A 20,617-nucleotide genomic window follows, 5' to 3' on the forward strand; every position below is an offset into this window, starting at 1 on the left:
TAAGAGCTACGAAAACAACACCGAGTGAAGCTTCAAGGTTTAATGTTTTTGCTATGTACCACGTTTGTGAAAAAGTAAAAAAGGCTAAAGCAAAGCTTGAAAAAAGAGTAGCTGCCCAAAGAAAAAGGAAATTCGTATTTTTTAATAACGGTTTTCCGCTTCCTTCTAAAGCAGTTTTATTTTGTTGTAGTTCCTCCATATTGCTTCCTTTCTATGTGACAAATTTAAACTAAAAAAACAGTAAACGCCCGATTGGTGAGGGCTAATACTCAATGAGAGATGTCCCTCGCTGATTATAGTTTCACTTTATACAGTTTCTAATATTTCTATACTGCACTTTCTCATTGTAGACAATAATAATGAATTTGCACAGTGGCTATTTAACGACAAAAAAGAAGATACCAAATGGTATCTTCTTTTTTGTCGTTCAGGCTAATGCAATATAAATATCCAATTGTACGTTGGTTGGATCTGTTGCTTTTTCATCATAAAGCTCAAAGTCTGTTGTAAAAGCACGTTTATTTTCTTTCGACCATTTCCAAATATATTCCCAAGCTTCGCAAACGACTTCAGCAACTGGTCCCTTTCTCGTTGTAAATACCGCATACGTAGCGGCGGGTATTGTTAAAGTTGTCATATTTTCAGGAACTTCTTTTAGTGAAGAAACGGGCATACCGATTGTAAATGTATATGTACCAGTTTCATCTGATTCGTAGTTGGAGTAGAAAGCGAGTGTTTCTTTCGTTTGTTGATTTGGGATGTGATGCATCATTTGTTCTTGAAAGTATCGGTTCCAGAGCTCGGGAATTTTTCCTTCAGTAGATGCTTCTTTTTCATTAGTCGTCGTAACCGAAACGCCGATTGCTTGGAAAGCTTCTTTTTTTACGATAATAGGTTCTTTCATCTTTAAAATATCCCCCTTATTAAATAGAACGTTTGTTCTGTTTTATTGTAACATATTTTGGAAGGATACGGTAGCACAATAATAAAAAACTCCTTCGCGTAAAAGGAGTTCTTTTCATTGCTATATTAAAACATACTTGAGCTATGCATCGGTTGAAGTTTTGCATTTGGATCGAAGTAAGCTTTTGCATTGTTTACTGCTGTCGGTGCTTCGCCAAATCCACAAGCGATAAGTTTTACTTTTCCTTCATATGTACAAATGTCACCAGCAGCGTAAATGCCAGGAATATTCGTTTCCATTTTTGAATTCACAAGGATGCTATTTTTTTGTATATCTAAGCCCCAGTTTTTAATTGGACCAAGAGAAGAAACGAAGCCGTAGTTTACAATTACGTCATCAACATCGATGATAACTTTTTCTTCAGTTTTTACGTGCTGAAGAACGACTTGTTCAATTTTGTCATCACCAATGAGTTCAACTGGAACATACGGTGTACTTACTTCTGCACGAGAATTCATTAAGTTTTCGACGCTATGTTCATGTGCACGGAATTTATCACGGCGATGAACGATTGTAACTTTTTCAGCAATCGGTTCTAACATCATCGTCCAGTCTACTGCGGAGTCGCCACCGCCAAATACTACGACGCGCTTGCCAGCAAATTTATTCATATCATCAACGAAATAATGTAAGTTTTTCTTTTCGTATTTTGCTGTACCTTCTAATTCTAAGCGGCGTGGTTGGAAAGCACCATTGCCGGCAGTAATGATGACTGATTTAGAATAGTGAGTTTGTTTATTCGTAACAAGTTTAAATATACCATCAGCTTGTTTTTCAAGCGTATCAACCGCTTCTTCTAAGCAAACGGTTGGATCAAATTTCTTCATTTGCTCTTTTAAGTTATCGACTAATTCTTGTGCACGCACTTTTGGAAATCCAGCCACATCATAAATGTATTTTTCAGGGTAGAGTGCGGATAATTGTCCTCCAAGTTGAGGTAAGCTTTCAATGATTTTTACACTTGCTTGTCTCATACCGCCATAAAATGCTGTGAACAGTCCCGTTGGACCACCACCAATAATTGTTATGTCGTAAACTTTTTGATTTTCTGCCACTTTCATTCCCCCTATAGATGGAATTTTGATATTGATTTCATATATTGTTCATATGTACACGAAAATCCTGCAAATGATGACACTTTCAAATAAATGATAGCATATTTGAGTTCATAATACTTCTGAAAACGACTGAATTGTGTGTAAGTTTTCGCATAGGTTCTTTTTTATTGTATAAAATATACAGAAAGGAAAATACATGAAAAAAAGGCTGAAAAACCCTTGAAAACGCTATGTTATTTTAAAATATTGATAATTCGCCAGATGCTTGAATTCTGGAATAAAACCGACTAATATAGGGAAGTATTATGTTAAATTTCTATGACAAAATTCGTACGATTTTTTGACTGCGTTTTGTTATGATATAGAATGTGATAAATTCCACATTCTTGACAAATAGAGTTTTTAGTACTTGGTATTATTTCTCATTACTATTATATAAAGAAAAGGGTTGTGATTTGGTGAAGACTCCAAAAATCGTAGTTTTAGGTGCAGGTTATGGCGGGATGATTACGACTGTTCGTCTGCAAAAAGCATTATCTGTAAATGAAGCTGAAATTACGTTAGTAAACAACAACAGCTATCACTACCAAGCGACTTGGTTACACGAGAGCGCAGCTGGTACATTACAAGATGAAAAAATCTGTCTAGATATTCAAGACGTTATTGATACAAATAAAGTGAACTTTGTACAAGACACAGTAGTAGAAATTAAAGCTGCTGAAAAACGTATTATCTTAAAAGACGGCGAGTTAGAGTATGACTACTTAGTAATCGGTCTTGGTTTCGAATCAGAAACATTCGGAATTACAGGATTAAAAGAGCATGCATTCTCAATCGCTAACATTAATGCAACTCGTGAAATTCGTGAGCATATGGAAGCTAGTTTCGCTAAATATGCAGATGAGAAGCGCGATGAGTTAGTAACAATCGTTGTTGGTGGTGCTGGATTTACTGGTATCGAGTACGTAGGTGAGCTTGCAAACCGTGTTCCTGAACTTTGCAAACAGTACAATGTACCACGTGAAAAAGCACGTATCATTTGTGTAGAAGCGGCTCCAACAGCACTTCCAGGTTTCGATCCAGCATTAGTAGAATACGCTGTAAAACAACTTGAGAAAAAAGGCGTAGAATTCCGCATCGGTACAGCAATTAAAGAAGCAACTGAAGAAGGAATTATCGTTGCAAATGGCGATGATACGGAATTAATTAAGTCTGAAACAGTAGTTTGGGCTGCAGGTGTTCGTGGTAATGGTATTGTAGAAGAGTCTGGCTTTGAAGCAATGCGCGGACGTGTAAAAGTTGATGAGTACATGCACGCTCCAGGATACGAAGATGTATTCATGGTTGGTGATGCCGCGTTAATTATTAACGAAGAAATTAACCGTCCATACCCACCAACAGCACAAATTGCAATTCAACAAGGTTACAACATTGCACACAACTTAACTGTATTAGTTCGTGGCAAGGGCGAAATGAAAAAATTCGCATTCGATAATAAAGGATCTGTATGTTCTTTAGGTCATGACGATGCAATGGGTGTTGTTATGGGTAAAAAGTTAACAGGTTGGAAAGCTTCCTTCATGAAGAAAGTAATCGATAACCGCTACCTGTTCTTATTAGGTGGACCTTTATTAGTTCTTAAAAAAGGTAAATTAAAGTTCTTTTAATATATAGTAGAAAAAGCAGAAACGGCTAAGCGCTGTTTCTGCTTTTTTCATATTAAAAATATAGTATAATATATAAAAAAGAAAGAATATTCTGTCCGTTATGATGGAGGAGGTTATTACATCATGGAGAAACGAGGGAAGGTATGGCTAGCTGTTAGCGGTCTAGTAGCTACAAAAGATGGCAGGTGGCTATTCGTTAAGAAGAAATACAGTGGATTAAAAGGGAAATGGTCTTTACCGGCTGGTTTTGTAAATGAAGGTGAGACAGTTGATGAAGCTGTGAAACGCGAAGTGTTAGAAGAGACAGGCATTGTCGCTCATGTGAAGGGGATCATTGGTGTTCGATCGGGTGTTATTCGTGATGAAATTAGTGATAATATGATTATTTTCCTTTTGGAGCCTGAAGGAGAAAATATTATTGTACAGGAGAAAGAATTGTCTGAAGTGGCGTTCTTACATCCAGATAAGATTGCGGACGATCCGAATACGTCTGTACTTATTAAATATTTGTTAGAAGGAAGATCAGAACTACATCTTGAAGTGGACAAAACATTAAATCCAGGAGAATCATTTGGTTATACAGCTTATCACGTATTTACGGCACGTGCGAAGGAGAGGGAAAAAGAGTGAGTATACCGGTACTACTTATTTCAATGATGTTATTCTTTATTTTGTTCTTTGGAATTGGATTTTTACTCAACATGATTTTGCGGGCTACATGGGTAATGGTTATTGTGTATCCGATTGTTTGTATGCTTATTATTAATAAAGCGAGTATGTGGGATTATTTTTCAAAGCCGAAAGAAACATTTTCTTCATTTGGGACAAGTGTATCGCACTTAGGACAAGCAGACTTATTTATTCTATCTACTGGATTAGTAGGGGCTGCTTTAGCAGGAGTCGTAATCAAGAAACTTCGGAAAAGCGGATATCAAATGTTTTAATCTCCAATTCATTTGGAGATTATTTTTTTTGCATATTCCTTCATCGTATAGGGAATGATTAACGATGAAGGAGTGTGGAATATAAAAATGTTAAAACGATATTGTATTCGCATTATGATGACTTGTTTACTTGCAATTGCATTATGCGTAACATGGAATGCTTTCACAGGAGTTTCTCTATTAGAGATTGTAAAGAAATATGAGGGAACGAGTGCAAAAGAAGTACATGCAGCAGAAGTTAAGAGAAATGTTGCTCCGAGTAAAGAAGTGATAAATGCTTTAGAGCAGGCAAACGACTGGTCTAAATATCGTTCAATTGAAATGACTGCAACAGGTTATACATCGGGGATTGAGTCAACTGGTAAGAGGCCAGGGCATCCAGAGTATGGTATTACATATTCAGGTGTTAAAGTGAAAAGGGATTTATATTCCACAATTGCTGCGGACTTACGCGTATTCCCGATTGGAACGATTCTCTTCGTGCCAGGTTACGGGTATGGTGTAGTAGCTGATAAGGGCGGTGCAATAAAAGGAAACCGTCTTGATCTATATTATGATACGGTGAAAGATGTTTATAGCCAATGGGGTAAGAAAAAAGTAAATGTGTATGTAGTAAAAGTAGGAAATGGTAAGTTTACAGAAGAAGAGTTAACGATGTTAAATCAAGACGAAACGATGCAAGTGTTTCGTGGTCAATATTTAAAACAAAGATAGTCTAGTTGTAATTACGCTAGACTTTTTTTCTTGGCTTATTTCATAATAGAGGAGATTTTACACGTCATATAACTGTAGTTGGAATTGTCGCATTTTATAGAAAATAAAGTTATAATGGTGGTAGAGAAATTTAGGGGGTCTGAACATGTTTCAAGTACAAAAAGAATTAGCAGGTCATGAAGTAGTGATTGTTGCTCTATTTGAAGAAGAGAAAATGAGTAGTTTTGTACAAGAACTGGACAAAGCGTTTGAAGGACAATTACAAGTTTTACTAGAAGAGAAAGAATTATCTACGAAGAAAAAGGCCATTTCGAAAGTACATAGCTTAGGAAAAACAAATGTGAAACGTTATTACTTTGTTGGTTTAGGCAAGAAAGAGTCTTACACGACAGAAACGTTACGTGCGGCTCTTGGAAAAGCGTTTAAAACATTACAAGTAGCAAAAGTACAAGATGCAGCAATCTTACTTGATTCTTTCGTAACAGAGAAATTAGATGCGATTGATGTAGCTCATATTGCAGCAGAAGTACAAGGCCTTGGTACATATGAGTTACAAACGTATAAATCAGATAAAAAGGATCGTGAAGAGTTAGAGAAGTTCACGGCTATTACAGCGGAAGATGCACAAGAAATTGAAGCCGCATTAACAGTTGGCTACGTACATGGACGTGCAACAAACTCGGCTCGTACACTTGTAAATATGCCGCCAAACGTATTAACAGCGACAAAGCTTGCTGAGTATGCTGTTGAGTTAGCGGAGAAGTATGATATGGACTATAAAGTTCTTGAGAAAGAAGAGATGGAAGATCTTGGTATGGGTGCATTACTTGCAGTAAACCAAGGTAGTGTAGAGCCACCAAAAATGATCGCTCTTATTTATAAAGGAAAAGAAGAGTGGACGGATGTCATTGGATTCGTTGGAAAAGGTATTACATACGATACAGGTGGTTATTCTTTAAAACCACGTGAAGGCATGGTTGGTATGAAAGGTGATATGGGCGGTGCAGCTGCTGTATTAGGTGCGATGGAAATTATCGGAGAACTGCGCCCAGAACAAAATGTGATCGCTGTTATTCCTTCAACTGATAACGTTGTAAGTGGTACGGCATTTAAGCCAGACGATGTAATCACATCTATGAGCGGAAAGACAATTGAAGTATTAAATACGGATGCAGAAGGTCGTCTAGCTTTAGCTGATGGTATTACGTATGCGAAAAAACTTGGTGCAAACTACCTTGTTGATGTTGCAACATTAACAGGCGGTGTAATTGTTGCACTTGGAAACTATACGACAGGCGCAATGACAAATAATGAAGAGTTATTTGAGCAAGTGCTAGAGGCTTCTATGGAAACAGATGAGCCAATTTGGCAACTACCGATTTTTGATCGTGATAAAGAACGTGTGAGAAACAGTAAGTTTGCTGATTTAAATAACTCACCAGGCCGTGAAGGACATGCGGTTATGGCAGGTACATTCCTAGGCGAATTCGCTGAAGATACACCGTGGGTACACTTAGATATCGCTGGAACATCAGAAACAAAAGGCGCGCACGACTTAGGTCCAGCTGGAGCAACTGGTGCAATGGTACGTACACTTGCAACACTTGTGGAGCGTTTCGGAGAAGAATAAGAGTATAAGTGAAGACTGTTCCAATATTTTGGAACAGTCTTCTTTTTTATAGGTTTGTTTATCTAGCTATTTGCCGGGCAGTAAGACCCTCACCTCAAAAATTCAGCGGAAGCAAAGAAGTTAAGTGTGGATCGAGCTGCTCGTAAACTCTTGATTGGTGAGGGCTGATTAAAGTTTCACTTTATAAAGAAATCGTATACGAAATCCCATTTAAGGCAAAAGAAGTACGGCCCGTTTCTTCAGAGACAACTAATATAAGTGCATCACTCTTTTCTGATAAGCCAATTGCAGCTCTGTGCCGTGTTCCCAGCTCAGGATCAACTTCTGTACTTTTCGTTAAAGGAAGAATATTAGCAGCTGAGACAATATGATTATTTTTTACGAGAACGGCACCGTCATGAAGAGGGTTACCTGGATAAAATATTGATTCCAGTAATGGTGCAGTTAAGTGAGCGTTTAATGTCGTTCCAGTTTGAATGAAAGCTTCAAGCGTCTCGTTTCGTTCCACAACGATAAGAGCACCATGTTTTCTGGCGCTTAAATGTTGGATAGCTGTTGTAATAAAAGATGAACTTTCCGTATAAGGTGATAAATATGCCTGAATATAGTATGTAGCTGCCAATGTTTGTACATTTGCCAACATATGATGAATATCTTCCATTTTGCATAAAATGCATTCATCTTCTTTATCGATTGCGTTCCTCATAATCGATAGTTCTCTTTCAGCAATTTCAATCATTTGCTTTGTTTGTATTTTGAGCTCTTCTGACAAGCCCCATTCGTGCATAATCCTCATTCCCTTTAGTGGAGTATTTAACAATAGTGTATACAAATATTCCTAGTAAAATCCTGCTAGATTTTATAAAATATTGAGATACGGCATGTTTTTTTCATATAATAAAGGTATGACGAGCGAGAGGAGAGAGAAGAATGAATTGGAAACAAGAATTTAGTCGCTGGCTTTCTTACGCACAATTAGATGCAGAATTAAAAGAACAGCTAGAAAACATGAAGCAAGATGAGAAGAAAATCGAGGATAGCTTTTATAAAAACCTAGAGTTCGGCACAGGTGGTATGCGTGGTGAACTTGGTGCTGGTACGAACCGTTTAAACGTATATACAGTTCGTAAAGCAACAAAAGGATTAGCAAGCTTTATTGAAAAGTTAGGTGAGGAAGCGAAAAAACGAGGTGTTGTTGTAGCCTATGATTCTCGTCATAAATCACCTGAGTTTGCAATGGAAGTCGCTGCTACACTTGGTGCACGTGGTATCACAACATATGTGTTTGAAAGCTTACGTCCAACGCCAGTACTTTCTTTCGCAGTTCGTCATTTACATACAGTAAGTGGAATCGTTCTTACGGCAAGCCATAATCCGCCTGAATATAACGGATACAAAGTATACGGTGAAGATGGTGGACAGTTGCCGCCAAAAGAAGCGGATGAGTTAATTAGCTACGTAGATGCAATAGAAGATGAATTAACAGTTGAAGTCGCTGATGTAGAGCAATTAAAAGCTGACGGTTTATTACATATTATTGGACAAGAAGTAGATGATGCATATGCTGCAGAATTGAACAATGTCATCATTAATAAAGAAATGGTGGAAAAGGCCGGCAAAGACTTAAAAATCGTCTTTACACCATTACACGGAACATCAAATATTTCTGTACGCCGTGGTTTAGAAGAAGTTGGATTTACAGATGTAACAGTTGTAAAAGAGCAAGAGTTACCAGATCCAAACTTCTCTACAGTAAAATCACCGAACCCAGAAGAGCACGCCGCGTTTGAGTATGCAATTCGTGACGGTGAAAAGGTAGGCGCAGATGTATTAATCGCAACTGACCCTGACGCAGATCGTCTAGGTGTAGCTGTTCGTAATCATAATGGTGAGTTCCAAGTATTAACAGGAAACCAAACAGGTGCATTAATGCTTGATTACTTACTATCTCAAAAGAAAGAAAACGGAATACTTCCAGAGAACGGTGTCGTATTAAAAACAATCGTAACGTCTGAAATTGGCCGTACAATTGCAAAAGCATACGGTTTAGATACAGTTGATACGTTAACTGGATTTAAATTTATCGGTGAGAAAATTAGACAGTATGAAGAAAGCGGACAATACGAATTCCAATTCGGTTATGAGGAAAGCTATGGTTATTTAATCCGTCCATTCTGCCGTGATAAAGATGCAGTACAATCTGTCCTATTTGCATGTGAAGTAGCTGCATACTACAAATCACAAGGGAAAACGTTATATGATGGTCTATTAGAAGTATTTGAGAAGTATGGTTTCTTCCGTGAAGACCTTGTATCGTTAACGTTAAAAGGAAAAGATGGAGCGGAACAAATCCAAGAGATGATGGCGACGTTCCGTGAGAATCCTCCGAAAGAAGTAGCAGGCTTAACAGTCGTAGCAGTTGAAGATTATAAAGCAAGCATCATTACATCTTTACAAGATGGACATAAAGAAGAGATTCACTTACCGAAATCAAATGTGTTAAAATATCAATTAGAGGATGGTTCATGGTTCTGCCTACGTCCATCTGGAACTGAACCGAAGATTAAGTTCTACTTCGGTGTACAAGATAGTTCTTTACAAAATAGTGAACAAAAGTTACTTACTATTAAAGAAGACATTATGAATCGTTTATAATACAAAGTAATTTTAAGTAGTAAGGAACAAAAGGGAGCGAAATCTCCCTTTTGTTTTATGTAGGAAATGATTGCTATTAATTCCGACAGGAGAGAGGGTATTTTGTGATGAAAAAAGTAAGAAAAGCGATAATCCCAGCAGCTGGATTAGGAACACGTTTTTTACCAGCAACGAAAGCAATGCCGAAAGAAATGTTACCGATAGTAGATAAACCAACGATTCAATACATTGTAGAAGAAGCAGTGAAATCGGGAATCGAAGATATTATTATCGTTACTGGTAAAACAAAGCGCTCTATCGAAGATCATTTTGATAACGCATTTGAACTAGAACAAAACTTATTAGAGAAGAAAAAATATGAGTTGCTTGAAAAAGTACAAGCTTCTTCAAAAATGGTAGATATTCATTACATCCGTCAAAAAGAGCCGAAGGGACTAGGACATGCTGTTTGGTGTGCACGTAAATTCATTGGTGATGAGCCATTTGCAGTGTTACTAGGTGATGATATTGTCCAAGCTGAGAAACCATGTTTACGTCAATTAATGGATGAGTATGAAAAAACACTTTCTTCTGTTATTGGTGTACAAACTGTTCCAGAAACAGAAACACACCGTTACGGAATTATCGATCCATTAGAACAAGAAGGTCGTCGTTACCAAGTTCGCAATTTCGTTGAGAAACCAGCACAAGGTACAGCACCTTCAAACTTAGCGATTATGGGCCGTTACATTTTAACGCCTGAAATCTTTATGTTCTTAGAACAGCAACATGTCGGTGCTGGCGGTGAAATTCAGTTAACAGATGCAATCCAAAGCTTAAATGAAATCCAACGTGTATTTGCTTACGATTTCGAAGGAAAGCGCTACGATGTAGGTGAAAAGCTAGGATTCGTTCAAACGACAATTGAAATGGCCCTGCAACACCCAGAATTACGTGATGACATGGTTGCGATGATGAAGAAAATTTTAGAAGAACAAGCGAATCAAGAGTCTTAATATAAAAAAGAGTTATTTCAGCTTGTTGAAATAACTCTTTTTTTATTATGAAATCGTCGAATGAGAATGCTGATAAGCAGAACGACGCACAGCATAGTATATGCGAGGTGCGATAATAGCACCGATAATTGTAAATGCAATATCTTTTACTGCGAACCACATCATAATCATCCAAGCAGCTTTATAACTCATATTACCGCCCATAAAGAGATTGACTGCCCCGTACATGTAAGTAGTACCGATTATATAAGTTAAAATAATTCCTGTGAAAGAGGCAATAGCAAATGTAATGAATGTTGGTCTTTCTTTTTGTTCTACTAGTTTTCCCGATACGTAAGCAACGATAATAAATGCGATAATAAAACCACCAGTAGGATCTAAAAGTGCTCCAAATCCAGCTTTGAAGTTAGCAAAGATTGGTGCGCCGGCTACGCCAACGAGCATATATACAGTCATGGATAAGGCACCAAGTCTACTTCCAAGAAGAAGACCTGCTAAAATTGCGAAAAATGGTTGCATAGATAATGGGATGCCCGCTACTTGCAGGAATGGTGCCCAAGATACAATATTTGCACCAATGGCCATAAGAGCGACGAACATGGCAGCTAATGCTAAATCTAAAACATGAAATCTCCTCATAATGTTAACCTCCTGTTGTTTTTAGGTTAACATTATCGTAGCGAAAATATTTACTTGTTGTCAATCAAAATATTTTGATAAGAAGGCTTTAAATAGTCTCTTAGCAATGTATATGGAATACGAAATTGCGGAATTCCACTTGAATACGGAGCAATTTCATATAAAGGGAAATAAATGACGAGATTGTCTGGCTCTAAAAAGAAGTGAAACTTTTTCATACTCATTACCTTTTCAGTTGCATCAGGAAAATAAATACTTTCATTTTGTTTAATTTGTCTTACAATCTCTGCACGGATTACATCTTTATATTTATCTTTTTGTTGAAATAAATCGTCTAAGTGCAGTAGCTTTTTTTCGTTTAAATCAAATGTATTTGCCTTCCACGTATAAAGACCATGTGCTCCGCCAGTATATTGATAGTAATTCACATATAGGCTAAGAAAAGGTGGTTTGTTTAATGAGACTTTATAATCGACATTTGCTACGTACGGATGAAATGGTGTACTAGATCCTTCTGTCTCTTTATAATATTTTTTTGCTTCTTTTTCTAATTTGTTTTTAAATTTGTCAGTGGATTTTTTGTAATATAAATTGAGCTTATTTTGAAATTTAGAGTCAGAAAAGTTGTGAAAAGAAGGCCTATTTATTTGATATTCTATATAAGGTTTCTTACCTTTTTGCGTTACAGTCTTAACATCGATTGTCAGGTTAGATGCTTTGGCTGTTATTGCACAATTTGGTACAATAGTCAGCAAGGAGAACATAAGCAGTAATATACAAAATTTCTGTTTCATTTAGGTGAAGCCTCCTTATATAAGTGTTATAAGTAGTTTGAAAATAAATAGGTAAAATTATACATTTAATTAAAGTAAGAGAAGGAGGAAGCGATATGGCAAAAACTTTAATGGATTCACTTGGAATTGAGTTGTTAGAGATGACAGAAGAAAAGGTGGTTGCTACGATGCCTGTTGATGAGCGTACGCATCAGCCGTTTGGATTTTTACATGGTGGTGCATCGGTTGCATTAGCAGAAACAGTGGCAAGTGTTGGTTCATACAATTTAATTGATCAAGAAAAATGTATTTGTTTCGGATTAGAAATTAATGCAAACCACATTCGCTCAAAGAAAGATGGAATTGTAACAGCGATTGGGACACCGATACATAGAGGACAATCGACAATGGTTTGGGATGTTCGCATTATTGATGAAAATGATGATTTACTATGTATATCAAGATGTACAGTAGCAATTAAAGAAAAACGTGAAAAGTAAAAAAGAGGCGCTCTTATGAGCAGCCTCTTTTTCTTATAATTAGAACTGGATTTTCTTCTCTAAGAAACCTTTTAGTTCGCTAATTGGCATACGAACTTGTTCCATTGTGTCACGGTCACGTACTGTAACAGCTTTGTCTTCAACTGAGTCGAAGTCGTATGTGATACAGAATGGTGTACCGATTTCGTCTTGACGACGGTAACGTTTACCGATAGAACCAGTTTCATCAAAGTCTACCATGAAGTCTTTAGCTAATTCTGCAAATACTTCAGTAGCACCTTCAGATAGCTTTTTAGATAATGGTAAGATAGCTGCTTTGTATGGTGCTAAAGCAGGGTGGAAACGAAGAACTGTACGAGAATCGTTTTCTAATTGTTCTTCTTCATATGCATCACATAAGAATGCTAATGTTACGCGGTCTGCGCCTAAAGATGGCTCGATGCAGTATGGTACGTAACGCTCATTCGTTTGTGGATCGATATAGTTAAAGTCTTCGTTTGAGTGTTCCATGTGACGTTTTAAGTCGAAGTCTGTACGAGATGCAACGCCCCAAAGTTCGCCCCAACCGAATGGGAATTTGAATTCAATGTCAGTTGTTGCATTACTGTAGTGAGATAACTCTTCTTCACCGTGGTCACGAAGACGCATGCTCTCTTCAGTCATACCAAGTGAAAGTAACCAGTTTTTACAAGTTTCACGCCAGAATGCGAACCACTCTAAATCTTCACCAGGCTTACAGAAGAATTCAAGTTCCATTTGTTCGAATTCACGTGTACGGAATGTGAAGTTACCAGGCGTGATTTCGTTACGGAAACTCTTACCGATTTGGCCAATACCAAATGGAAGCTTTTTACGCATAGAGCGTTGAACGTTTTTGAAGTTTACGAAAATACCTTGTGCTGTTTCAGGACGAAGGAAAATTTCGTTTGTGCTAGACTCTGTAACACCTTGGAATGTTTTGAACATTAAGTTGAACTGACGGATTTCAGTGAATTCTTCACTACCGCAATCAGGACATTTTACTTCATGTTCTTTCATTAAGTCAGCCATTTGGTCGAAAGTAAGACCGTCAACAACCATTTCAATGCCTTTTGCATCTAAAGCATCCTCAATTAATTTGTCAGCACGGTGACGAGCTTTACATTTTTTACAGTCGATCATTGGATCGTTGAAGTTACCAACGTGACCAGAAGCGATCCAAGTTTTAGGGTTCATTAAAATAGCTGCGTCTAAACCAACGTTGTGTGGAGATTCTTGAATGAATTTTTTCCACCAAGCTTTTTTAACGTTATTTTTTAATTCGATTCCAAGTGGACCGTAATCCCAAGTGTTTGCAAGACCACCGTAAATTTCAGAACCAGGGAAAACAAAACCGCGATGTTTCGCTAAGTTTACAACTTGTTCCATTGAATACATAAGAAAATCCTCCTTTTGAAAGTTAACGTATTGGCGATGATATACTCTGATACTTTGGAAACGAGCAGTATATGCTAAAAAGAACATAAAAAAACGCTCATCCCAAGGCTTATTTGCCTAGGGACGAGCGTTTGCCCGCGGTTCCACCCTAGTTGATACACAAAAGGTGCATCCACTTTATCATGTATTGCTCGGGACTGCCGTTTCCTTGCGGCTTCAGGCTTTCACTATCCCTGAATCGCTTTTTATGCAAGTACTTATAAGTCCGTCATCGCTACTTATATTAATAATAATGAACATATTCTAACACGTTCTTTTTTAAATCTCAATAGAGGAACGTGTCTATCTATGATAGAGTCTCGCCTATTTTTTCATTATTTATTCCGTAATTTTGTTTAATATGCTTAATTGCTTCACGCTTACTTAATGGAGCGAGTTCATTGTTTTGCACGTATTCCCAAACTACATCCGGATTTGTTTTTGCATATTCACGAAGGACCCAGCCAATCGCTTTTTGAATGAAAAATTCTTTTGAAGAATGTAGTTGCCCAATAATCCAGAAAAGAAGTTCTTCATCCATCTTTTGTTTATATTTCAGTTGGAATAAAATAGCGGCACGTTGTAACCATATGTTATCTGATGCAATCCATTTTGGAATATACGCAGAAATTAATTCTGGGTGTTTTAAAAAGATAGTACCTAAGAATGTAGGGACGATGCTATCGACAGAGTCCCACCAAGATTTTGTGACAATAAGTTCTTCTAAGAAGGGGATATGAGTTTCGTTTATATGCTTTTTATATTTTTGCATGATATCAAGTGCGGCCGCTTGGAATTCACGTTCTGGTAAGTCCCAAAGCTCGCGTACAATAATTTGGAAGTCTTTTTTATCTGGGAGAGTATGTATTTGAATGACGTCTTTTAATAATTGACGCCTTTCCGGTGTTTGAATACCTAGAAATGGGAAGTGATTTTTCATATAACGAGTCATAGGTTCTGCTTTTTCAGGATTTTGATGAGCTGTAAAATGCTCTTGTAATGCTTTTACAAATGGATGCATACGTGTTTCTCCTCTCTTATTCTCTTTCTTCTCTTATTATACAAAGAGTTTGGATAAATTTTAAAACATAACTTGCAATGTAATGAAATATGTTGAAAGTAGAGAGGAGAGGATAAGATGGAGGATCAAGGCGTACTAGCAGGTTTCTTTGCTCTTAGTTTTGCGTTTATTCTTGTTGTATTGATTTGGGCAATTATTGCGTATTTATTAACGGCTTTTGCACTGTATACGATGGCGAAAAATGATGGTGCAACGGATGGTGCTCTTGCGTTTATTCCTTTTTTAAATAGTAAGATATGGGGTGATTTAGCAAAAGACAAATTACCGGATTTCTTAAAAGAAGAAGCGGGATGGAAAGTATTCGGCATATATGTCGCATGTTTCATTTTTAACTTCGTACCAATTCTATATTTATTAGCAACAGCTGTATCGATTGTGCTGTCTATTTATCTTATCTACGCAATTTTAGATAGATACGGAACGAATTCTATATTGTTTACGATTATTCATACAATCACATTTTCGGTTTTCTTACCGATTCATTTATTTATTATTCGAAATGAACCGGTGAGATATAAAGAGTAGATTTTTCGTTTCTGTTGATAAGTCGATATATTTTAGATATAAGTAAAAAAGCGCCCTGATTATCAGGGCGCTTTTTCTACTACATAAGGTAGCGTAAATAAATATAAATGTGAGAAATGATTAATGAAACGATCATAATTGGGAAACCGACTTTTAGGAATTCCATGTAACTAAATTTATGTCCTTCGCGGCTCGCGATACCTGCAACGATTACGTTAGCAGAAGCTCCGATTAATGTTCCGTTTCCGCCGAGACAAGCACCTAGTGCTAATGCCCACCATAATACATCGATTTGTGCGTCAGATGGTGATAAGCCTAGCCCAACTGCCATATCGTTAATAAGTGGAATCATTGTTGCGACAAATGGGATGTTATCAATTGTTGCAGAGGCGATACCAGATATCCATAAAATAAGGATGGATGCGTAAGAAATATCTCCGCCTGTTATACCAATTACTTTTTGAGCTAACATTTTGATAAGACCGATATCGATAAGTCCTCCAACAAGTACGAATAGCCCTGCGAAGAAGAAGATTGTTACCCACTCTACGCTTGCAAATACTTCTTCAATTTCATGCTCTTTCACACCAATTAACATAAGTACAGTAGCACCAGTTAAGGCAATGATAGCCGCATCAATATGGAAAATAGAATGAGTCATGAAACCTACAATTGTAAGTCCAAGTACCGTTAAAGATTTTTTCATTAATACTGGATCTTTAATGTATTGTTTTTCATCTAAGCTCATTAATTTTTTGACTTGTACAGGATCGGCAATTAATTGTTTGCGGTACATGAAGTAAAGTATTGTTGCTGTAACTCCAATAATAATAATTACGATTGGTGCTAGATTCAATAGGAAAGCATTGAAGTCTAAATGTTTATTGGCAGAACCAATCATAATGTTAGGTGGATCACCAATTAATGTTGCCGTTCCCCCAATGTTTGAAAAAATAATTTCAGAAAGTAAATAAGGAACAGGATTTACTTGCAGTATGCGCGTAATAGATAAAGTAACTGGAACAACAAGAAGTACAGTTGTAACGTTATCTAAAAATGCGGAGCCAAGCGCAGTAAGTAGGGAAAGGGAAATTAAAATTTTAATTGGATTTCCTTGTGCCCCTTTTGCTGCTTTAATGGCAACGTATTGGAAAACACCTGATTTACTCGTAATGTTCACCAAAATCATCATACCGATGAGTAGCGTAATCGTTCCCCATTCAATATGTTTCGTAAAGGCGTTATGTAAATCGACGACCCCCACAATTACCATGAGTGCTGCACCAAGAAGTGCGATGACAGCGCGATTAATTTTTTCAGAAATAATAATGGCATATGTAATTAAAAAGACTGCGATAGCAAAATAATACTGCCAGTTAGCGAGTTCTTGCGTTGTTTCGTGCAAAAATCTCATCTCCTTTCATTCATTTTTCTTAGTGTGTCAAATATTAACTAGATGAAACACACATAACGTCATTATAAAGTAGAAAAACTGCGGATGTAAATGAAAGGAGGGATTTTGTCATATTTTCTGCATAGGTCATTTTTTCTTATTTTTTAAAATATTTGTGGGCATTTGACATATATATAAGATACATCCAATCTGAATATTTAAAATGGAATTAGCATTCGAGCTTGTTCGTGTAGGAGTGTCAAATAGAAAGGAATGACAAAAATGATAAGGAAGGGATCGTATGGATGAACAACGATTTTTATTTTTAGACTTTGAGTTTACGATGCCCCAGCATAGAAAAAAACCGAAAGGATTTTTTCCGGAAATTATTGAGGTAGGACTCGTTTCAGTTGCTGGCTGTAAGGTGGAAGATACGTATTCATCACATGTCAGGCCGAAAACATTTCCCTCCTTAACGGATCGATGTAAGAAGTTTTTAGGAATAAAACAAGAAGTCGTGGATAAAGGGATTTCATTTCCCGAACTCGTTAAGAAGCTTGCAGAATACGAAACGAAATGTAAACCGACAATTGTAACGTGGGGAAATATGGATATGAAAGTGCTGAAGCATAATTGTGAAATGGCAGGGATAGCTTTTCCATTCTTCGGGCAGTGTCGTGATTTATCGCTTGAGTATAAGAAGTTTTTTGGGGAAAGAAATCAAACAGGATTATGGAAAGCAATTGAGGCGTACGGAAAAGTAGGGACAGGGAAGCATCATTGTGCGCTTGATGATGCGATGACGACGTACAATATTTTTAAACTAGTAGAAAAAGATAAAGAGTATTTAGTAAAACCAGCACCACCAACATTAGGAGAACTCGTTGATTTTTCAAAAGTGTTAAAGAAAGTGAGCACACAGTAACGACCAAATTGCACATTATGTAATTTGGTCGTTTTGTTTTTTTAGAGTTTGTAGTCCTTCTTTAACTGTTCTAATGTTTCTAGACTACGCTCTGCAAAAGGTGAATCATCTTCAGAAAATGAATTCATTTGAGTTTCTAATGCTAATTTTAGTGACTCGGTATAATCAGGAATTTCTCCTTCATATTTCTTTACCATTTGCTGTGGAATGTTCGTTTGCTCACGAAAAGCTAAAGCGCGTCTTTCATGGAAAAATGGTACGTCAGCTTGTTTTACGTTATGTAAGTCACCTTGCACCGGATGTTTTAAAACAGCTAATACTTTTACGACATAACTACCAGGACGGCTATTTGTAATTTCGCCGATGTATTTTCCTGTTTTATAAATACCAGTAACGATTTCACCAATTTCAAATGTTTCTCTCATATTTTTCACCTCAAGTTTATAGTAAGGAAAGTAGGAGGAGGAGTCAAAGAAATCATTCACTTTCGGAACGCCTCTTGAGAATATGAACTGGTTCAACTATAATTTAAAGATATATAACAGAAAATTCTGATGTTTTTTTGAATCCTATAATTAAGGAGTGTTCGTTATGATGCCTTTATATTTTCCGGAAGATAAAACAGAATATATTATTCCAGGGATTGTGTGCGTTCTATTTATTATCGGTGCTATTGCCACGTGGCGCATGTTTATTCGTATATCAAAAAGAGAAGCAGAGCGATTACAGAAAGTTGAAGAAAAACTATTAGCTGAAAAGAAACAGTAACGCATTTTTGTATGTTTCCCTCTATGCTCGGACAATCTAAGGGCAGAATATATTTTGGAGGGAATGGAATGAAGAAACGGCTTTTTTTCAGTTGTTGTTTATTATTTCTGATGGCAGGTTGTGACCAAGGAAAGCCGAAAGAAATTGAAGTGAAATTACATAATGCTTCAGGAGATGAAGTAGGGACTGCGAAAGTAGTTCAGCAAACAAGTGGAGTGAAAATTACGATTAAAGGGGAAGGTTTCACGCCAGGACCACACGGACTACATGTACATGAAATCGGAGAGTGTAAGGCACCTCGTTTTGAATCATCCGGGAATCATTTTAATCCTGATGATAAAAAACATGGTCTTCTTAATCCGAAGGGTGCAGAAAACGGTGATTTACCGAACGTAATTGCAGACGGTTCTGGAAAGATCAAGGCAGAAATCGACGCGCCGCACATAACGCTTGAAGAAGGAAAAACAACGATTCATAGAAAAGATGGAGCGTCTATTATTATTACAGAAAACGCTGATGATGGTATGACACAACCGACAGGTAAATCAGGTGATCGAATTGCTTGTGGTGTCATTGTAAAAAAAGCATCGGATATGAAGAAAAAGTAAAAGCTACCGTGCATGGTAGCTTTTTTTGTGAAACGTAATTGAAAAGATATGGATAAAGGAGGTTGTCCTAAAATGATTTATGACAGTCTCTTTTCTTATTATGAAAACGTATGACGCAGTCTGTTCAAAATTTCTTCTAAAACAGATCGTGGACAGCCGATGTTAATTCGAATATGTTCTTCCCCACCTAACCCGTATTTCTCACCAGGTTCAACGATGATTTTTCCTTTTTCCTCAAGTAATGCAGTACGCTCGTTTTGAGAAAGCTTTAGACGAGAACAATCAATCCATAATAAAAAGCTACCTTCTGGCTTCGTTACGGAAAGAGCAGGTATGTGAGTTTTGATATATTCATAAGCAAATTGAGCATTATCTTCTATATATAATCGAATTTCGTTTAGCCAATCATTACATTCTGTATAGGCACTTTGCATCGCTGTGTAGGCGAAGATATTTAACCCGTGGAAGCCTTGTATATATTGGATAGCTGTAAAGGCGTGACGGAGTTTTTCGTTTGGAATGATAATAATCGACGCTTGTAATCCAGCGATATTAAATGTTTTACTTGGAGCCATACAAGTGATAGTGCGTTCTGCTAATTCTTCAGATAAGGAAGCGAACGGTGTATGTGTATGGTCTGCATAAATGATATCGGAATGAATTTCATCCGCGACAACGATTACGTTATATTTAGTACATAACGATCCGAGCTGCACAAGTTCCTCTTTCGTCCAAACGCGTCCGATTGGATTATGAGGGCTACAAAGAAGCATGAGTTTGACGCCTTGCTGAAACTGCTTTTCTAAATGCTCGAAGTCTATCACATATGTATCATTTTGTTTCTGTAATGGACTCACGCATAACTGCCTATTATTTGTTGTGACCATTTCGAAAAATGGAGGATAAATAGGTGGTTGTACGAGAACGGATTCGTTTTCTTTTGTAAAAGCCTGTATGCTCGTACTAAGAGCTGGAACGATCCCTGCACTAAAGACGATCCATTCTTTTTGAATGTCCCAGTCGTATTGTTGTTTTGTCCAGTTACAAATAATATCCCCAATATTTTCAGGGGGAAGTGTGTAGCCAAAAATCGGATGTTCGATCCGTTGTTTTAAGGCAGTTTGAATTGGTTTTGGTACTTCAAAATCCATATCAGCAATCCAAGCATGGATAAGTTCTTCGTTTTTATATGTATCCCATTTTATACTATGCGTTCCACGTCGATTGATTGCTTTATGAAATAGTTGCATAAGTTTGCCCCCTTCTTCTGTAAAACCAATAAGTTACGAAAGTTCTCTCTCTTCTTATAGAATAGCTGATGTG

Annotated in this window: 22 protein-coding genes and 1 pseudogene; 12 read left to right on the forward strand and 11 right to left on the reverse strand. The window is 37.1% G+C overall.

Features of this window, described 5'->3' with window-relative positions; all coding sequences use genetic code 11:
* The 3 genes and pseudogenes from MR167_RS19730 to MR167_RS19740 all read right to left on the reverse strand — a co-directional run.
* Nucleotides 1-199: pseudogene (locus MR167_RS19730) on the reverse strand (MFS transporter); the annotation flags it as partial.
* A 228-nt stretch (nucleotides 200-427) separates the two neighbouring features.
* Nucleotides 428-904 carry a GyrI-like domain-containing protein gene (locus MR167_RS19735; RefSeq protein ID WP_000662574.1) on the reverse strand — a complete coding sequence of 159 codons (477 nt, stop codon included), beginning with the start codon at nucleotides 902-904 and terminating at the stop codon, nucleotides 428-430.
* Nucleotides 905-1,029: 125 nt separating this feature from the next.
* Nucleotides 1,030-2,019, reverse strand: a complete 990-nt coding sequence (locus tag MR167_RS19740; protein ID WP_000829785.1) for an NAD(P)/FAD-dependent oxidoreductase — start codon at nucleotides 2,017-2,019, stop codon at nucleotides 1,030-1,032.
* Between the two features lie 461 nt (nucleotides 2,020-2,480).
* Between MR167_RS19740 and MR167_RS19745 the strand changes: the two genes are divergently transcribed.
* The 5 genes from MR167_RS19745 to pepA all read left to right on the forward strand — a co-directional run bounded on the left by MR167_RS19745 (nucleotide 2,481) and on the right by pepA (nucleotide 6,977).
* A complete protein-coding gene (locus MR167_RS19745) occupies nucleotides 2,481-3,689 on the forward strand; it encodes an NAD(P)/FAD-dependent oxidoreductase (RefSeq protein ID WP_136804347.1) in 1,209 nt (402 codons plus the stop codon).
* Between the two features lie 123 nt (nucleotides 3,690-3,812).
* Nucleotides 3,813-4,319 carry an NUDIX hydrolase gene (locus MR167_RS19750; RefSeq protein ID WP_000415307.1) on the forward strand — a complete coding sequence of 169 codons (507 nt, stop codon included), beginning with the start codon at nucleotides 3,813-3,815 and terminating at the stop codon, nucleotides 4,317-4,319.
* Complete coding sequence (locus MR167_RS19755) at nucleotides 4,316-4,633, forward strand: YuiB family protein (protein ID WP_000027012.1); 318 nt, start codon at nucleotides 4,316-4,318, stop codon at nucleotides 4,631-4,633. The genes MR167_RS19750 and MR167_RS19755 overlap by 4 nt, the downstream gene beginning before the upstream one ends.
* Nucleotides 4,634-4,720: 87 nt before the next feature.
* Nucleotides 4,721-5,347, forward strand: a complete 627-nt coding sequence (locus MR167_RS19760) for a 3D domain-containing protein (protein WP_000920103.1) — start codon at nucleotides 4,721-4,723, stop codon at nucleotides 5,345-5,347.
* 145 nt (nucleotides 5,348-5,492) lie between these two features.
* Complete coding sequence (gene pepA / locus MR167_RS19765; RefSeq protein ID WP_000487966.1) at nucleotides 5,493-6,977, forward strand: cytosol aminopeptidase; 1,485 nt, start codon at nucleotides 5,493-5,495, stop codon at nucleotides 6,975-6,977.
* A 181-nt stretch (nucleotides 6,978-7,158) separates the two neighbouring features.
* Here pepA and cdaS read toward each other — a convergent pair whose 3' ends face one another.
* Nucleotides 7,159-7,764: a sporulation-specific diadenylate cyclase CdaS gene (cdaS, locus tag MR167_RS19770; protein WP_242315292.1), complete on the reverse strand. Its 606-nt coding sequence runs from the start codon at nucleotides 7,762-7,764 to the stop codon at nucleotides 7,159-7,161.
* Nucleotides 7,765-7,907: 143 nt separating this feature from the next.
* Between cdaS and MR167_RS19775 the strand changes: the two genes are divergently transcribed.
* Nucleotides 7,908-9,632 carry a phospho-sugar mutase gene (locus MR167_RS19775; RefSeq protein ID WP_001104214.1) on the forward strand — a complete coding sequence of 575 codons (1,725 nt, stop codon included), beginning with the start codon at nucleotides 7,908-7,910 and terminating at the stop codon, nucleotides 9,630-9,632.
* 107 nt (nucleotides 9,633-9,739) lie between these two features.
* On the forward strand, nucleotides 9,740-10,627 hold the full coding sequence (gene galU, locus MR167_RS19780) for a UTP--glucose-1-phosphate uridylyltransferase GalU (RefSeq protein ID WP_000757823.1): 888 nt from the start codon (nucleotides 9,740-9,742) through the stop codon (nucleotides 10,625-10,627).
* 45 nt (nucleotides 10,628-10,672) lie between these two features.
* On the opposite strand, the gene MR167_RS19785 is transcribed toward galU, so the two are convergent.
* Nucleotides 10,673-11,266 carry a biotin transporter BioY gene (locus MR167_RS19785; protein WP_001252163.1) on the reverse strand — a complete coding sequence of 198 codons (594 nt, stop codon included), beginning with the start codon at nucleotides 11,264-11,266 and terminating at the stop codon, nucleotides 10,673-10,675.
* A gap of 50 nt (nucleotides 11,267-11,316) precedes the next feature.
* On the reverse strand, nucleotides 11,317-12,060 hold the full coding sequence (locus MR167_RS19790; RefSeq protein WP_000810328.1) for a DUF3298 and DUF4163 domain-containing protein: 744 nt from the start codon (nucleotides 12,058-12,060) through the stop codon (nucleotides 11,317-11,319).
* A gap of 95 nt (nucleotides 12,061-12,155) precedes the next feature.
* Between MR167_RS19790 and MR167_RS19795 the strand changes: the two genes are divergently transcribed.
* Nucleotides 12,156-12,539 (forward strand): hotdog fold thioesterase, encoded by a 384-nt coding sequence (locus MR167_RS19795; RefSeq protein WP_001140616.1) that lies wholly within the window; start codon nucleotides 12,156-12,158, stop codon nucleotides 12,537-12,539.
* Nucleotides 12,540-12,578: 39 nt separating this feature from the next.
* On the opposite strand, the gene MR167_RS19800 is transcribed toward MR167_RS19795, so the two are convergent.
* Complete coding sequence (locus MR167_RS19800) at nucleotides 12,579-13,955, reverse strand: glycine--tRNA ligase (protein ID WP_000287148.1); 1,377 nt, start codon at nucleotides 13,953-13,955, stop codon at nucleotides 12,579-12,581.
* Between the two features lie 346 nt (nucleotides 13,956-14,301).
* Nucleotides 14,302-15,015 carry a DNA alkylation repair protein gene (locus tag MR167_RS19805; protein WP_000553316.1) on the reverse strand — a complete coding sequence of 238 codons (714 nt, stop codon included), beginning with the start codon at nucleotides 15,013-15,015 and terminating at the stop codon, nucleotides 14,302-14,304.
* A gap of 117 nt (nucleotides 15,016-15,132) precedes the next feature.
* Here MR167_RS19805 and MR167_RS19810 point away from each other — a divergent pair, with 117 nt between their 5' ends.
* Nucleotides 15,133-15,600 carry a hypothetical protein gene (locus MR167_RS19810; RefSeq protein ID WP_000390065.1) on the forward strand — a complete coding sequence of 156 codons (468 nt, stop codon included), beginning with the start codon at nucleotides 15,133-15,135 and terminating at the stop codon, nucleotides 15,598-15,600.
* A gap of 79 nt (nucleotides 15,601-15,679) precedes the next feature.
* Here MR167_RS19810 and MR167_RS19815 read toward each other — a convergent pair whose 3' ends face one another.
* Nucleotides 15,680-17,005, reverse strand: a complete 1,326-nt coding sequence (locus MR167_RS19815) for an ArsB/NhaD family transporter (RefSeq protein WP_242315293.1) — start codon at nucleotides 17,003-17,005, stop codon at nucleotides 15,680-15,682.
* Between the two features lie 289 nt (nucleotides 17,006-17,294).
* On the opposite strand from MR167_RS19815, the gene kapD reads away from it, so the two are divergent.
* Nucleotides 17,295-17,918 (forward strand): 3'-5' exonuclease KapD, encoded by a 624-nt coding sequence (gene kapD / locus MR167_RS19820; protein WP_000344356.1) that lies wholly within the window; start codon nucleotides 17,295-17,297, stop codon nucleotides 17,916-17,918.
* Nucleotides 17,919-17,959: 41 nt separating this feature from the next.
* On the opposite strand, the gene kapB is transcribed toward kapD, so the two are convergent.
* Nucleotides 17,960-18,343, reverse strand: a complete 384-nt coding sequence (gene kapB / locus MR167_RS19825) for a kinase-associated lipoprotein KapB (RefSeq protein WP_001209326.1) — start codon at nucleotides 18,341-18,343, stop codon at nucleotides 17,960-17,962.
* A gap of 166 nt (nucleotides 18,344-18,509) precedes the next feature.
* Here kapB and MR167_RS19830 point away from each other — a divergent pair, with 166 nt between their 5' ends.
* Together MR167_RS19830 and sodC are read left to right on the forward strand one after the other, a co-directional pair.
* The gene (locus MR167_RS19830; RefSeq protein WP_000982756.1) at nucleotides 18,510-18,686 is read left to right on the forward strand and encodes a hypothetical protein; all 177 of its coding nucleotides are present in this window, start codon (nucleotides 18,510-18,512) and stop codon (nucleotides 18,684-18,686) included.
* Between the two features lie 68 nt (nucleotides 18,687-18,754).
* The gene (gene sodC, locus MR167_RS19835; RefSeq protein WP_000746518.1) at nucleotides 18,755-19,294 is read left to right on the forward strand and encodes a superoxide dismutase [Cu-Zn]; all 540 of its coding nucleotides are present in this window, start codon (nucleotides 18,755-18,757) and stop codon (nucleotides 19,292-19,294) included.
* Between the two features lie 98 nt (nucleotides 19,295-19,392).
* Here sodC and MR167_RS19840 read toward each other — a convergent pair whose 3' ends face one another.
* Nucleotides 19,393-20,544: a MalY/PatB family protein gene (locus MR167_RS19840; RefSeq protein WP_242315295.1), complete on the reverse strand. Its 1,152-nt coding sequence runs from the start codon at nucleotides 20,542-20,544 to the stop codon at nucleotides 19,393-19,395.
* Nucleotides 20,545-20,617 lie beyond the last annotated feature (73 nt).

It is taken from the genome of Bacillus cereus group sp. BfR-BA-01355 (assembly GCF_022663675.1).
GTDB lineage: Bacteria > Bacillota > Bacilli > Bacillales > Bacillaceae_G > Bacillus_A > Bacillus_A thuringiensis_S.

Excerpts from the sequence above, each read along its gene's own strand:
- kapB (WP_001209326.1), bottom strand. The coding sequence starts at position 18,343 with ATGAGAGAAACATTTGAAATTGGTGAAATCGTTACTGGTATTTATAAA.
- MR167_RS19760 (WP_000920103.1), top strand. The coding sequence starts at position 4,721 with ATGTTAAAACGATATTGTATTCGCATTATGATGACTTGTTTACTTGCA.
- MR167_RS19830 (WP_000982756.1), top strand. The coding sequence starts at position 18,510 with ATGATGCCTTTATATTTTCCGGAAGATAAAACAGAATATATTATTCCA.
- MR167_RS19795 (WP_001140616.1), top strand. The coding sequence starts at position 12,156 with ATGGCAAAAACTTTAATGGATTCACTTGGAATTGAGTTGTTAGAGATG.
- cdaS (WP_242315292.1), bottom strand. The coding sequence starts at position 7,764 with ATGCACGAATGGGGCTTGTCAGAAGAGCTCAAAATACAAACAAAGCAA.
- sodC (WP_000746518.1), top strand. The coding sequence starts at position 18,755 with ATGAAGAAACGGCTTTTTTTCAGTTGTTGTTTATTATTTCTGATGGCA.
- MR167_RS19775 (WP_001104214.1), top strand. The coding sequence starts at position 7,908 with ATGAATTGGAAACAAGAATTTAGTCGCTGGCTTTCTTACGCACAATTA.
- MR167_RS19785 (WP_001252163.1), bottom strand. The coding sequence starts at position 11,266 with ATGAGGAGATTTCATGTTTTAGATTTAGCATTAGCTGCCATGTTCGTC.
- galU (WP_000757823.1), top strand. The coding sequence starts at position 9,740 with ATGAAAAAAGTAAGAAAAGCGATAATCCCAGCAGCTGGATTAGGAACA.
- MR167_RS19805 (WP_000553316.1), bottom strand. The coding sequence starts at position 15,015 with ATGCATCCATTTGTAAAAGCATTACAAGAGCATTTTACAGCTCATCAA.
- MR167_RS19790 (WP_000810328.1), bottom strand. The coding sequence starts at position 12,060 with ATGAAACAGAAATTTTGTATATTACTGCTTATGTTCTCCTTGCTGACT.
- MR167_RS19840 (WP_242315295.1), bottom strand. The coding sequence starts at position 20,544 with ATGCAACTATTTCATAAAGCAATCAATCGACGTGGAACGCATAGTATA.
- MR167_RS19800 (WP_000287148.1), bottom strand. The coding sequence starts at position 13,955 with ATGTATTCAATGGAACAAGTTGTAAACTTAGCGAAACATCGCGGTTTT.
- MR167_RS19735 (WP_000662574.1), bottom strand. The coding sequence starts at position 904 with ATGAAAGAACCTATTATCGTAAAAAAAGAAGCTTTCCAAGCAATCGGC.
- pepA (WP_000487966.1), top strand. The coding sequence starts at position 5,493 with ATGTTTCAAGTACAAAAAGAATTAGCAGGTCATGAAGTAGTGATTGTT.
- kapD (WP_000344356.1), top strand. The coding sequence starts at position 17,295 with ATGGATGAACAACGATTTTTATTTTTAGACTTTGAGTTTACGATGCCC.
- MR167_RS19750 (WP_000415307.1), top strand. The coding sequence starts at position 3,813 with ATGGAGAAACGAGGGAAGGTATGGCTAGCTGTTAGCGGTCTAGTAGCT.
- MR167_RS19810 (WP_000390065.1), top strand. The coding sequence starts at position 15,133 with ATGGAGGATCAAGGCGTACTAGCAGGTTTCTTTGCTCTTAGTTTTGCG.